The 12,511-nt window shown below is 40.8% G+C and carries 13 protein-coding genes; 3 read left to right on the top strand and 10 right to left on the bottom strand.

What is annotated here, in order from left to right:
* Window positions 1-41: 41 nt before the first annotated feature.
* From lepA to gpr, 4 genes are all read right to left on the bottom strand, one after another.
* Window positions 42-1,880 carry a translation elongation factor 4 gene (lepA, locus tag ABVJ71_RS00925; protein ID WP_353855182.1) on the bottom strand — a complete coding sequence of 613 codons (1,839 nt, stop codon included), beginning with the start codon at window positions 1,878-1,880 and terminating at the stop codon, window positions 42-44.
* 182 nt (window positions 1,881-2,062) lie between these two features.
* Window positions 2,063-2,395, bottom strand: a complete 333-nt coding sequence (locus tag ABVJ71_RS00920; protein ID WP_353855181.1) for a YqxA family protein — start codon at window positions 2,393-2,395, stop codon at window positions 2,063-2,065.
* Between the two features lie 13 nt (window positions 2,396-2,408).
* Window positions 2,409-3,617, bottom strand: a complete 1,209-nt coding sequence (locus ABVJ71_RS00915) for a stage II sporulation protein P (RefSeq protein ID WP_353856500.1) — start codon at window positions 3,615-3,617, stop codon at window positions 2,409-2,411.
* Between the two features lie 66 nt (window positions 3,618-3,683).
* A complete protein-coding gene (gpr, locus tag ABVJ71_RS00910; protein WP_353855180.1) occupies window positions 3,684-4,799 on the bottom strand; it encodes a GPR endopeptidase in 1,116 nt (371 codons plus the stop codon).
* Between the two features lie 198 nt (window positions 4,800-4,997).
* Here gpr and rpsT point away from each other — a divergent pair, with 198 nt between their 5' ends.
* A complete protein-coding gene (gene rpsT / locus ABVJ71_RS00905) occupies window positions 4,998-5,264 on the top strand; it encodes a 30S ribosomal protein S20 (protein ID WP_353855179.1) in 267 nt (88 codons plus the stop codon).
* Between the two features lie 130 nt (window positions 5,265-5,394).
* On the opposite strand, the gene holA is transcribed toward rpsT, so the two are convergent.
* Window positions 5,395-6,414, bottom strand: coding sequence for a DNA polymerase III subunit delta (holA, locus tag ABVJ71_RS00900; protein ID WP_353855178.1), 1,020 nt, complete (start codon window positions 6,412-6,414; stop codon window positions 5,395-5,397).
* A 235-nt stretch (window positions 6,415-6,649) separates the two neighbouring features.
* On the opposite strand from holA, the gene ABVJ71_RS00895 reads away from it, so the two are divergent.
* Window positions 6,650-6,784: a YqzM family protein gene (locus ABVJ71_RS00895; protein WP_353855177.1), complete on the top strand. Its 135-nt coding sequence runs from the start codon at window positions 6,650-6,652 to the stop codon at window positions 6,782-6,784.
* A 40-nt stretch (window positions 6,785-6,824) separates the two neighbouring features.
* Here the strand turns inward: ABVJ71_RS00895 and ABVJ71_RS00890 are convergent, their stop codons facing one another.
* From ABVJ71_RS00890 to ABVJ71_RS00880, 3 genes are all read right to left on the bottom strand, one after another.
* Window positions 6,825-9,155 (bottom strand): DNA internalization-related competence protein ComEC/Rec2, encoded by a 2,331-nt coding sequence (locus ABVJ71_RS00890; RefSeq protein ID WP_353855176.1) that lies wholly within the window; start codon window positions 9,153-9,155, stop codon window positions 6,825-6,827.
* On the bottom strand, window positions 9,148-9,717 hold the full coding sequence (locus ABVJ71_RS00885) for a ComE operon protein 2 (RefSeq protein WP_353855175.1): 570 nt from the start codon (window positions 9,715-9,717) through the stop codon (window positions 9,148-9,150). The genes ABVJ71_RS00890 and ABVJ71_RS00885 overlap by 8 nt, the downstream gene beginning before the upstream one ends.
* A gap of 65 nt (window positions 9,718-9,782) precedes the next feature.
* Entirely contained in the window at window positions 9,783-10,289 is a 507-nt protein-coding gene (locus ABVJ71_RS00880; RefSeq protein ID WP_353855174.1) for a helix-hairpin-helix domain-containing protein, read from the bottom strand.
* Between the two features lie 214 nt (window positions 10,290-10,503).
* Here ABVJ71_RS00880 and comER point away from each other — a divergent pair, with 214 nt between their 5' ends.
* Window positions 10,504-11,352 (top strand): late competence protein ComER, encoded by an 849-nt coding sequence (gene comER, locus ABVJ71_RS00875; RefSeq protein WP_353855173.1) that lies wholly within the window; start codon window positions 10,504-10,506, stop codon window positions 11,350-11,352.
* Window positions 11,353-11,400: 48 nt separating this feature from the next.
* Here comER and ABVJ71_RS00870 read toward each other — a convergent pair whose 3' ends face one another.
* Together ABVJ71_RS00870 and rsfS are read right to left on the bottom strand one after the other, a co-directional pair.
* The gene (locus tag ABVJ71_RS00870) at window positions 11,401-12,144 is read right to left on the bottom strand and encodes a class I SAM-dependent methyltransferase (RefSeq protein WP_353855172.1); all 744 of its coding nucleotides are present in this window, start codon (window positions 12,142-12,144) and stop codon (window positions 11,401-11,403) included.
* A complete protein-coding gene (gene rsfS / locus ABVJ71_RS00865; protein ID WP_353855171.1) occupies window positions 12,141-12,497 on the bottom strand; it encodes a ribosome silencing factor in 357 nt (118 codons plus the stop codon). The genes ABVJ71_RS00870 and rsfS overlap by 4 nt, the downstream gene beginning before the upstream one ends.
* Window positions 12,498-12,511: the final 14 nt, after the last annotated feature.

Raw genomic sequence — 12,511 nt, 5'->3', positions numbered from 1 at the left:
ACTTCAAGGGATGCATTGTAAAGCAGGTTGCCTTGAGGTAGTTATTTCTTCGGAGAGCTGTCGTCCATTTTCAAAACGGCCATGAAGGCTTCTTGCGGCACTTCAACAGAGCCTACTTGCTTCATGCGCTTTTTTCCTTCTTTTTGTTTCTCAAGAAGCTTTCTTTTCCGGGAAATGTCTCCACCATAACATTTGGCAAGAACGTTTTTACGCATCGCTTTAATGGTGGAACGAGCCACGATTTTTTGACCAATGGCTGCTTGGACAGGTACTTCAAAGTGCTGACGTGGAATCAGTTCTTTTAGCTTTTCTACGATAACCTTTCCTCGTTCATATGCATAATCACGGTGAACAATAAAGGAAAGAGCGTCAATTTTTTCCCCATTTAGCATGATGTCCATTTTGACAAGGGTCGATGGGCGATAGCCAATTAGCTCGTAATCAAAGGAGGCGTATCCTTTTGTGTTGGATTTCAATTGGTCAAAGAATTCATAGACAATCTCCGCCAAAGGAATTTCGTATACAATGCTGACGCGGTTAGCGTCAAGGTATTGCATATCAATGAAATGGCCGCGCTTTCCTTGGCAAAGTTCCATGACAGAACCAACATAGTCATTCGGTACCATCATCGTTGCTTTGACATAAGGCTCTTCAATTCGTTCAATCTTTTGCGGGTCTGGCAAATTGGACGGGTTATCTACGACGACTTTTTCACCGTCTGTCATATACACTTCGTAAATAACACTTGGTGCTGTTGTAATTAAATCAATTTTAAATTCACGTTCAATTCGTTCTTGGATAATTTCCATGTGAAGCATTCCTAAAAATCCACATCTGAAACCAAATCCAAGTGCTTGGGATGTCTCAGCTTCATATTGAAGGGAAGAGTCATTTAATTCAAGCTTCTCTAACGCCTCACGTAAATCGTTATATTTCGCTGTATCGATTGGATAAAGTCCGCAGTAAACCATAGGGTTCAGCTTTCTGTAACCTGGCAAAGCTTCTTTAGCAGGGTTGTCAGCACTTGTAATGGTATCGCCTACACGTGTATCACCGACATTTTTAATTGCAGCTGTTAAATAGCCGACATCCCCGACTGTCAGTTCATCTGTCGGCTTTGCTTTTGGTGTGAACACGCCGACTTCAAGCACTTCGAATTCTTTGCCTGTTGCCATCATTTTGATTTTCTGCCCTGGCTTCACAGTTCCTTCTACAATACGTATGTATGCAATGACGCCACGATATGCATCATATAGGGAATCGAATATGAGAGCTTGAAGCGGTGCATCAGGATCTCCAGCGGGTGCTGGAATTTTTTCAACGATTTGTTCTAAGATATCCTCAATTCCAATCCCCGCCTTAGCAGAGGTCAGAACAGCTTCAGACGCATCTAAACCAATGACATCTTCAATTTCTTTTCTTACACGCTCAGGCTCTGCACTCGGCAGGTCGATTTTATTAATAACCGGAAGAATTTCTAAGTTGTTATCAAGAGCTAAATATACGTTTGCAAGTGTCTGCGCTTCAATTCCTTGTGCTGCATCTACTACTAAAATCGCACCTTCACAAGCAGCAAGGCTTCGAGATACTTCATAGGTGAAGTCGACATGCCCTGGTGTATCAATCAGGTGCATAATATATTCTTCTCCATCCTTCGCCTTATATTTCAACTGGACAGAGTTTAATTTAATCGTGATACCGCGTTCACGCTCTAAGTCCATGGAATCAAGCAATTGTTCTTTCATTTCTCGTTGTGTAATCGCCGCTGTCTTTTCTAAAATACGGTCCGCTAATGTAGATTTCCCATGGTCAATATGGGCGATAATGGAGAAATTTCGAATCCTTGATTGCCGTTCTAATCGTTTTTCTTTATCTGTCACAATCTATCACTCCTACTATAAAACGCGGGTTGCGCTAGGTTAGATTATATCAATAGGGCTGTAAAGATTCAATTGAAATCAAGAAAAGCCGCTCCTTGGTCAGCGGCTTTCATCATATGGGAGATGTCTCATTGAAAATGCTTTGATGAAATGAATGAAAAGTGTCCATCAGTTAGGTTTCTTTAATTTCCTTTCACCCAATCATAAAGGGAGCGGGCTGCATTAGTGATGCCGTCAGACAGTGCTTTCCCCGCCTTGGAGAATGCATTAAAGCTTTCCATCTCTTCTAGTTGCTTTTGCTTTTCTGCTAAGTCCTTTTCTGAGACGTTTGTTCCTAAGATCGACGCTTCTCTCTCTTGATTGTCATTTACTTGAATGGAGAAAGCACCTTTTAACTCAGGATCGTGATAGCCTTTCATTTGAAGCATTCCATTATTGGCTTGCTGCATCCCTAGAAACACGCCAAATAGTAAGACGATTCCTAAAATAAAGCTTTTCCCGATAAATGAGCCCATGCCCGTCACCACCTCAAGAACGTTTTTTCTCACCCTTTGCTCCGCCGTTTACTTTTTCTGCATCCCAGAATAATTCACTGAACACATCCGCTGCTGCATTGGATGCGTTTTTCAATTCTTCCATATTGTTATCTACACCGCCAAATTCTAAGAGAAGGGCTTTGTCAGATAAATCTTGATTATAAATCCCATTATCGCCAATTTCCCCTTTAGCAAATACCCCAACACTGAGACCTTTATATTTTTTCTCCATTAAATGATGAAATTCAGTGGCCAGTTTTAAATTTTTCTCATAGTTTTGATTCTTTTTCCCAACAACAAATGCAATTCTCGCATATTTCTTCCCGTTAATGTCAACTGTTGTATGTTTTTTCCTTCTTGAATCTCGATGAATGTCAATTAAGTAATCGAGATCATCATTTTTAGCGATCGCTTCTTTCACGACTAATCTTGATTCGTTATAAGACTGCGGGTATTTTAATCCTTTTTGCAGGAGTCTTTTTTCAATTTCTGTTTTGTCTACTGTATTACCAATCCCTTGCTGATCAAGCGCCTTCCCAAACATTTCACCGACAAGCGTCACGTTCACTTTTGAGTGCCGCGCATTGTTTGGATTTGTTTCACCTTTTAAAAATGGCAAATAGGATTCCGTGTTATGTGTGTGATAAATGTAAACAGCTTTCCGTTTTCCTGTTGATCGATCAGGCTCTTTAGCAGGTTTCTTCGGCTCGCCTTCATTGAGCTTGTCCAGTTCTGCTAGATTGGCTTCTCTTTCATCTTTGATGACTTCACTCGGCGGAGGTGATTCCATTGGCATGTTGGTATAGTCTGTCCCTTCACCGGCTAATATGATTTTCGTATCAAAATGTTCAAAGCCCGGCAGCTCTCTGCCAAGAAAACTACGCGGGTCCTCTAAATTGATACTCGTTGCAAGTTTAAGTGACAGCCCAGAAAAATTCATCCTCTTCTGATCATTAGGTACTGCTGAGGAGAAATATTGATTTTCCATTCCCATAAGTGTTGCAAAAAAAGCACCTGACAGCTCATCTGCTACACCATATAGTGATGCCTGAGGCCTCAGTTCAGGCTTTAAAGATGTCAAAGCCCCTGTCATGACAAACACAACAACAAGAGCGGCAATAAATAAGAAAATACTTTTCACTACTTTGGTCCCATTAATCGCAACGACCAACTGACGAGGACGACGGGGTCTTTTTTTCATCATTTACTCCCTCCAGCGCGCTTTCTAGTAATTACACTATGAGCGAGCTAGAGAAAGTAGAACAGATTAATGATTATAGGAACCCATGTTATCCTGTGAGATTTTTTGATGAAGTGCTGTATTTAACCCATTGGCTAATACGTTGGCCATATCATCTATAAAAGTGTCCACTTCCTTAGGTGTGACCATTAAGTTTTGCCCTAGCGGCGCAAGTACTTCATGTATCAACTGTCTTTTTTCTTCTTCAGGAAGCGTTCCTACAATCCCTAGAAAAGATTGACGTGTCTTTTCATCTGGCAAATCCTCATCTTTTAACACCTTTTTCTTTCCAAACGACATCCCAGCTGGAACAAGAGATCGTGACGGACGGTCGTCTTTCAGCTCTCTGCCAAAATGCTTTAACACATAATCAATCGTGTCACTTGCAATCGTTACTGCATCAACAACGGTCGGTACACCAATTGCAATCACTGGAATGCCCAATGTTTCTTTGCTTAATTCTTTACGCTTATTCCCTACGCCCGATCCAGGGTGGATACCCGTATCAGAGATTTGAATCGTTGTATTCACTCGCTCAACCGCACGGGCGGCAAGTGCATCTATCGCAATGACAAAATCGGGTTTAGACCGTTCAATCACACCTTGTATAATGTCACTTGTTTCAATGCCCGTCAGACCCATCACACCAGGTGATAGAGAAGAAACTGGACGATAACCTTCCTGCACGTTTTCTGGCTGCAACTCGAATAAATGACGCGTGACAAGCAGGCTTTCGACTGTGAGAGGACCTAGGGCATCTGGCGTCACATTCCAGTTTCCAAGACCAACAACGAGACAACTGGCATCCTCAGAAATCCCACGGTCTTTTATAAACTGAGCAAATGTATGCGCAAATACTTCAACGACTTTTTCTTGCATCTCGGAATCTTTCTCTCGAATTCCTTGCGCTTCAAGTGTAAGATATGTACCTGCTTTCTTTCCTGTCAGCTCTTCCCCTTCTTTTGTTATCTCCACTGTGCGTATGCAAATGCCATGCTCTTCTTGTTCCTTTTCGATAATCCCTTGAATACCGCCCTTTTTCACAACATTGGGGTCGTTCTCCTGTTCTAGTATCTCTTTTGTTTCAACGGCCAAGTCTGTTCGGATTTGATAAACACTTAAATCGATTTCCTGTTTCTTCATGAAAAGGCTCCTTCCACAACGTAATTAGCAGTAGTCTTTCCATCTCATAACAGAAACATTCGAGCCCTTCATCAATGAAAAATACTTTACATTTATATTGCATTCTAAAGGTGTGTTTGATAGAATACAATTTGTTCTATTGTGAAGATTTAACCTTAAGACAATTGTGTTTAGGTTGTATCTTAGGAGGTGAAACACATGCCAAATATTAAATCAGCGATCAAACGTACAAAAACGAATAACGAACGCCGTGCACACAATGCAACAATTAAGTCTGCTATGCGTACTGCGATTAAACAAGTTGAAGTTTCTGTAGCTAACAACGATGCTGAGCAAGCAAAAGCTGCTCTTTCTTCTGCTGCAAAACGTATTGACAAAGCCGTTAAAACTGGTCTTGTACACAAAAACGCTGCTGCGCGTTACAAATCAAGACTTGCTAAAAAAGTGAACGGACTTTCTGCATAATGATTGCAACGCCTCAGCTATGAGGCACCTGTTTAACTGTACGTCCGTCCTGACCGGCTCATCCGAGGACAGACTGGCAATGATACATGTAAACAAAGCGACCCTCTTTACAGAAGGTCGTTTTTTATGTTTATGCCCCTAATAACCGGAGAAGGAACAGCTCTAATAGCAACTGTTTGTCCTTTTTACCTGTTTTCATTTCATAATCAATGGTCGAGAGCTCTATAACAATCTGTTTTAGTTCTTCTTCGGAAAACAGTCTCGCTTGGTCCAATGCCAATTTTACGCGAAATGGATGAACCTTGAGATTAGATGCAATTTGTTTTTGTCCGTAGCCTTGTTGTGCGAAATATTTTGTCTGCAGGATTAAGCGAAATTGGTTTGAAATGAGCGCCAATATTTTGATTGGTTCCTCGTTTTGTTTTAGCAGGTCATAAAACATTTGCATCGCCTGAGAGCGGTGACGGTTCACAATTTGGTTAATGAGTTCAAAGATGTTCTGTTCTAAACTCCGAGCAACGAGCTGATTTACATCAGAGAGCTCAATTTCCTCTCGTTCACCGATATATGTACTGAGCTTCCGAACTTCTTGAAAGATTGATGACAGACGACCGCCGCATAATATAACAAGCTGTTCAGCCGCTTCGCTAGTAATCATCTTTCCTTCTGTCTTTGCCAGCGTGATCGTAAAATCGGTCGTTTCTTTAGGATTAAGCTCTTTCGCCTCCACAATGACGGCTTTCTTTTTTAACAGTTTGGTGATCTTCTTTCGTTCATCCAGCTTTTCATAGGGTGCTAATAAAACAAGAATTGTATAGGGCGCAGGCTCCTCTAAATAGGATTCTAAAACAGATAGTGGATGCTCTATCTTCTCTTTTTTCTTTTCGGCTGTTAAGAAATAAGGATTCTTTATCACGACTAGGCGCCGTTCTCCCATAAATGGAAATGTTTCCGCATCAGTTACTGCTTGTTCAAGAGAGACTTCCTCCATATCAAAAACGGAATAATTGAAATCCTTCGTTTCCTCGTCGACAACAGCCTGTCTCAGTTTAACCGCTGTCTCTTGAAGCAAGTAAGTTTCTTTTCCATATAAGCAATAAACGGGATGAATATCCCCTTTTTTCAAATTGTTCCATATATCAAATACCATCAGTAATCCCTCTCTTTCACTTCCTCCTCTATCCTAAAGTGTGTCGAGAAATTAGTAAAGAGGAAGCTGAAAGTGCCGCCTCCTCATTTATAGTAAACGTCCAACGCAAGCTCCCGGGTCAGCTTGCAGTCAGACGATATTCATCAAATGATAAAGAAAATGGAAAACGGTGACTTTACCTTCTAGCAATTACAAACGAGTTCAAGTATACTAAAATTAACCAGGAGGGATGAAGATGAATGAATTTGAAAAAAATGTTCAAAGTAAACGAAATGACGCAGTCGACTCAGCAGTTGGTTTTATCGTCTCATTCGGATTTTTCGCCTCAATGTTTATTTTGGCAACAATTATACACCTAGTAGGATCTTAACATTTCATGAACTCTGAAGACTGCCGTTTTGGCAGTTTTTTTATTGATTTTGTAGGATATCATATGGAGGATAGCGATAAAACGTTCCTTTCTGTTGGATAAATTCATACGTCACACTTCCATCTACATCTGTTCGAAAAATCCGAATTTGATTCTCAGTTAATTTTGTCATTACTTCTCGATGAGGATGTTGATAGCGATTTCCTTCGCCTGCCGAAATCAGCGCATAGGACGGCATGATATGACGAAGCCATTCATCACTCGTAGATCCCCTGCTACCATGATGCCCAACCTTCAACACATCTGCACGCAAATGAGGATATGCCTCAATAATATCTCGTTCCCCTTCTTTTTCAAGATCTCCTGTTAAGATAAAACGCTTTCCGCCAATTGTAAACGCAAGAACAAGTGAATCATTGTTCTTACTCGTGGACCGCCCTGATTTCGGATGAAGGACATCAAATGCCAGTCCGCCAATCTTAAGCTTATCTCCTCTTTCCAATTCATCAATACGTATCCCTCTTGTAGCTGCTTCTTTTAGAACTTGCGCATCCTCCGGACTTCTCACAAAGCCTTTTGGCACTGCCAGCCGCTTCACCTTGTTTCGTTTGATTAAGCGTACCGCTTCTCCCATATGGTCTTGATCAGCATGTGTCAGGAATAACAAATCAAGTTTTGCTATTCCTTTAGCAGTAAAAAATGGAATGAGCGTTTGATCACCGATTGTAGACACTTTTCGCCTTTGTTTCCAAGGTTCTTGCTCAAAGGATAGTCTTCCTCCGGTATCCACTAATATATGACCCTTTCGATAGGGTAGCTGGATAAACAAACTATCTCCTTGTCCTACATCCAGCATCGTGACCTCCGCTTTATTGTTCCAGTTCGGGGAGAAATAGTGTACACAGATGACAAATATCAAACAAAAAATAGGCAAAACATAAGACTTCAAAGAATTTTTGCACTCTAACACAACTAACAGGAATACAATGGCTACGACTTCAAACAAGATATGCCACCATGTGGATTTCATCAATATAAGGTTGAATGCATCATAAACCGCCATATGAGCTGACAATTGATGACTTAATAGGATGACCCAATCAAGAAGCTGAAACAACCCTTGACCGAGCGGAAGATAAATAAAAGAAATAACAAAAAAGAATAAGGACGCAGGCATCACGATCACTGTATAAAAAGGCACAAATATCATATTGAGAGGGATGCTCAGCAAAGAAAACTGTTGGAAGTGATATAAAAGAACAGGCAGTGAGGCAAGCTGCGCAATAAAGGAGACGAGAAATAACTGCATGATGGTACTTTTCGCTTTTGATAAGATATTGACGGATAACAAAATGAAACAAGTGACAATGTAGGAAAGCTGAAAGCCAATATCAAATAAATAAGTCGGATGAATCGCTAACAACAGTAAAAACGTCACACTTAAAACAAACACAGAAGGCTGCTTCATTTCCTTTGGAAGGCTGGTGATGATTATATATAGCCCAGCCATAAGACAAGCGCGTAAAACGGATGGTGCTGCACCTGTTAAACAAGCATAAATCGGAAGAAAAAATAGCAAAAGAATGCGCGCTGTCTCTCTTGTCATTCCAATGCGGAGCATACACCAAAATAGACAGGCTAGTAGAGTTTGAACATGAAGCCCTGAAATCGCTAGTAAATGAATAATGCCTAGTGTCTGATAATCTCTTAATGTGTCCGGATCAATCAACTCACGCTCTCCAAAAATCAATGCCTGAACAATCCCGACAGAGTTTTTTGGAATATGTTCTTCTAAAAAACGAAGCCCCTGTTGTCTTATAGTTGAGAGAATGTATGAATGATTGTCTCCCTTTAAACAATTTTTAATAGACTGAGGCAGAAAAATAACAGCAATCCCTTTTGTTTTTAAAAATTGATCGTATGCAAATCCATTAGGAATTGTTGATCGTTTTGGCAAGCGAATATCTCCTGTCATTTGACAATGCATGCCTGGCTCCACACTGTCCAGCACCTCTTTTTCATGTGCAGTTTGAATGGTATAGAAGGTCATTAGCTGATCATGCGACTCTGCTGAAACAACTGCTGTAAAACGATTGCCATCTATTTTCGGAATGCTTTCAATCACCACTGAACCAGAAAACAATGTTTCCTGTGCGGTGTAATCCGGTTCGAGTGACTGATGAAACAGATAAATGAGTATATAGACAGTTCCACATAAACTGACCGTCAGGAAAAGTTGAGGCATTTGTTTCAATAGACTAAGAAATAAGAAAATCAGAAGAAAGAGTAGAAAATAAATATGAAGTCCATATGCGGTCAGGGCAATTCCGACAGCTGCTGAAATTGCCCCAAACGGCAAATATTTAAACATAGGAAGTAAATAATTGGTTCGCCTTTTCATGCATTTGTCGAATATCTGTTTCGCTAAATCCAGATTCGCTCAGCTTCCCAATTAAATCTGCAACAAAGGCCAACTTTTCTTGATTTTTTAAATCAATGATCATTTCATCTAGTTCAACCTGCTCTGTTAGAACACCGGCCTGCTGAAATAAATCGACAGCGTAAGGATGGTTTTTATAATCCTTCGCATAATAAACTGTTCGAATCCCGGCTTGAATTATGGCCTTACAGCACTGTAAACACGGGAAATGTGTCACATAAATCTCCGCATCAGCTGTTGGTGCGCCAAACTTTGCACATTGCAAAATTGCGTTCATTTCCGCATGGATTGTGCGTACACAATGGTGATCAATGACATAGCATCCTACATCTGCACAGTGTACGTCGCCGGCAATCGAACCATTGTATCCCCCTGCGATAATTCGCTTGTCTCGTACGATGGTTGCCCCAACCGCTAAACGCTCACAGGTACTTCGTAAAGCAAGCAAATGGCTTTGTGCCATAAAATATTGATTCCATGAAATTCTTTCCACGAGCTGATCCCTCCATAGTGATGTATGGTACTAAGTGTACATGCCTTCTTTCTATACCGTCAATTTCACTTTACAGTTAACTGATCTTTTAGCCGTTCAACTGTCTTCTCTCCAAACCCTGAAATTTTTCGCAAGTCGTCAATTTGCTGAAACTCCCCATGTTCTTCTCTATAGGCGATGATTGCTTCAGCTTTGGCCGGTCCTATTCCGTTTACTGTCTGCAGTTCAGTTGCATCCGCTTGATTCACGTTTACACTTTGACTCTTTTGATCACCTGATGGGGTGACAGCAGTTGCCACAGGTGGCTGCCGGACTGACTCCCCCTGCTTAGGAACATAGATCATCATACTGTCTTCTAATTTTGCTGCTTGGTTGATCTCAATCGTGTCTGCCTTGCGGGTAAAACCACCTGCTCTCCTTATGGCTTCCTCAATACGATCCTCAGATTGAAAAGTATATACTCCAGGTTTTTGAACGGCTCCCTTGACCTCTACAACTATTGATGTTGATTCATTTACTGTTTCTTCCTGTTTCGTTTCTGCTTGTACTTGTAATTCTTTATTTTCCTTCACTATGATAGGTTCGGTCTTGTTGTCCCCCTGTCTAAGTATTAAAAATAAACCAATGCATATCGTGATGATGAAACATGCAATGATATAAAGACTATACTTTTTAAACTGAATGAGTCGCATCACTTTCTCACGCTTCTTTCAATCATATTTTGCCACTACATATCATACTGTTTAGAAGATAACAGATCCTATGCGTCTAAGGAGGGGAGAACGTTTGAATATAGGTTTGATCGGTACAGGAAACATGGGTACTATACTCATTGAGGCATTTATTGAATCAAAGGCTGTCAATCCCTCATCCTTCACAATTACAAACCGGACCATTGAAAAAGCGTTCAATATAAAAAAGAACTATCCAGAGCTTGAAGTAACAAAACAACTGGCAGAGGTTGTGACAGATAAAGATTTTATCTTTGTTTGTGTCAAACCGCTTGATATTTATCCACTCTTGAAAGAGATGAGCCACCTGCTGACAGAGCGACAAACCATTGTCATCATCACAAGTCCAGTTCACCCTGAACAATTACAAGACATCGTTCCCTGTCAAACAGCAAGGCTTATTCCAAGCATCACAAACCGCGCCTTATCTGGTGCTTCACTCTTAACTTTCGGTTCATCTTGCAGTACGGCGACAAAAACAACATTAAGACAGCTGGCTTCTCACATTTCAACTCCAATCGAAATCCACCATTCTATCACAAGAGCTGCCTCTGATATTGTCAGTTGCGGACCTGCCTTTATCAGCTTTCTTGTCCAGAAAATGATTGAAGCATCCGCTCAAGAAACGGACATTACAGTTGAAGAAGCAACCATCTTATCAGAAAATATGCTTGTAGGACTTGGCCGCTTGATTGAAAAAAAAGTCTATACCCTTCCTACCCTGCAAGACAAAGTGTGTGTGAAAGGTGGCGTCACTGGGGAAGGCATTAAAGCGCTTGAAGCAGGTGTTCAAGATATGTTTCACCGCCTATTTCAGAACACACATGAGAAATTCGACGAAGACCTTGAAGCAGTTGGTCATCAATATGCACCAAGTGTGTTTACTGATGATCGCAGAAATTAATGACATGTGCAACAAGCGAAAAAAGGGTTTTAAAAAACCATCGTTCCATTAAACGATGGTTTTTGGTTTCTTTGCTGATATAAAATATCTTTCGGCACTTTCCTGAGGAGCTTCATTCGTAAAATCAGCCGTCACCTCTATACATTCAAAGCCAGTAGACTCAAGGTATGCTGCATATGCCTCACATGTGAAAGTGCGCTGTTCATGTGTTTCATCATAGCGTTGATACACATCTCCGTCCTTTACGAAAAAGCTTAACTCATGAATGACCGAATACAGTTCATCCCCTTGGTGGCTTTGCCAAATATAGCTGATTTCTTCATCTTGATCTGCGTAAGTTGAACCAGGGAATACCTTTTCCATTTTATAAGGAGTATGAACGTCAAAGAGTAAAACCCCATCTTCTTCTAAAAGCTGAAACATGTTTTTAAAGGTTTTTTTGACGTCATTTTCGTTTTTTAAGTAGTTCAGGGAATCACAGCAAATAACAGCTACTTTGAACGCCTGATCAAATCCTGTAAGCTCTCTCATATCTTGATGCAGGAATTGAATCGACTGCTTGTGAGCCTGTGCTTTTTGCTGTGCACATGCAAGCATTTCTTCACTCAAATCAACACCAGTCACAGTGTGACCATTTTTTGCTAAACGAAGAGCAATCTCTCCCGTACCACAGCCTACATCAATAATTTTCGCATTTCGCTCGACATGCTGCTCTATCCAATGAACCCATTTATCATAAGGTGCATGTGTCATAAGCTCATCATAAACACCTGCAAACCCTTGATAAATCATGAGTTAATGCCAAGTGAAAGCGTTTCTCTCGGCGCATCTCCCCATAGCTTTTCTAAGTTATAATATCCTCTTTCTTCTCTATGGAACACATGAGCAATGATATCTCCTAGATCAATCAATACCCATCTTGCCTCATCAAAGCCCTCCATCTTCTTGACTTCAATTCCGTTTTCTTCAGCAAGATTTTTCACTTCTCTTGCAATGGCCTGCACTTGTTTATCAGAGTTCCCATGACAAATGAGAAAGTAGTCTGCAACAAGTGAAATCCCTTGCATATTCAGGGCAATAATATCCTCAGCCCGCTTATCATCACACGCTCCTGCTGCGATGTTTAAAACTGTAGATGCATCCATTCAATTATTCCTCC

This window comes from Bacillus sp. Bos-x628, assembly GCF_040500475.1.
GTDB classification, from domain to species: Bacteria; Bacillota; Bacilli; order Bacillales; family Bacillaceae; genus Bacillus; species Bacillus maqinnsis.
The sequence above is the reverse complement of the archived record's forward strand: the minus strand, read 5'-3'. Positions and strand labels throughout refer to the sequence as shown.

What these genes read in the sequence shown, in the direction of transcription:
- gpr (WP_353855180.1), bottom strand. Translation starts at nt 4,799, where the DNA reads ATGAAGAAACAGGAAATCGATTTAAGTGTTTATCAAATCCGAACAGAC.
- holA (WP_353855178.1), bottom strand. Translation starts at nt 6,414, where the DNA reads ATGGTATTTGATATATGGAACAATTTGAAAAAAGGGGATATTCATCCC.
- rpsT (WP_353855179.1), top strand. Translation starts at nt 4,998, where the DNA reads ATGCCAAATATTAAATCAGCGATCAAACGTACAAAAACGAATAACGAA.
- ABVJ71_RS00915 (WP_353856500.1), bottom strand. Translation starts at nt 3,617, where the DNA reads ATGAAAAAAAGACCCCGTCGTCCTCGTCAGTTGGTCGTTGCGATTAAT.
- ABVJ71_RS00870 (WP_353855172.1), bottom strand. Translation starts at nt 12,144, where the DNA reads ATGATTTATCAAGGGTTTGCAGGTGTTTATGATGAGCTTATGACACAT.
- ABVJ71_RS00895 (WP_353855177.1), top strand. Translation starts at nt 6,650, where the DNA reads ATGAATGAATTTGAAAAAAATGTTCAAAGTAAACGAAATGACGCAGTC.
- ABVJ71_RS00920 (WP_353855181.1), bottom strand. Translation starts at nt 2,395, where the DNA reads ATGGGCTCATTTATCGGGAAAAGCTTTATTTTAGGAATCGTCTTACTA.
- rsfS (WP_353855171.1), bottom strand. Translation starts at nt 12,497, where the DNA reads ATGGATGCATCTACAGTTTTAAACATCGCAGCAGGAGCGTGTGATGAT.
- ABVJ71_RS00890 (WP_353855176.1), bottom strand. Translation starts at nt 9,155, where the DNA reads ATGTTTAAATATTTGCCGTTTGGGGCAATTTCAGCAGCTGTCGGAATT.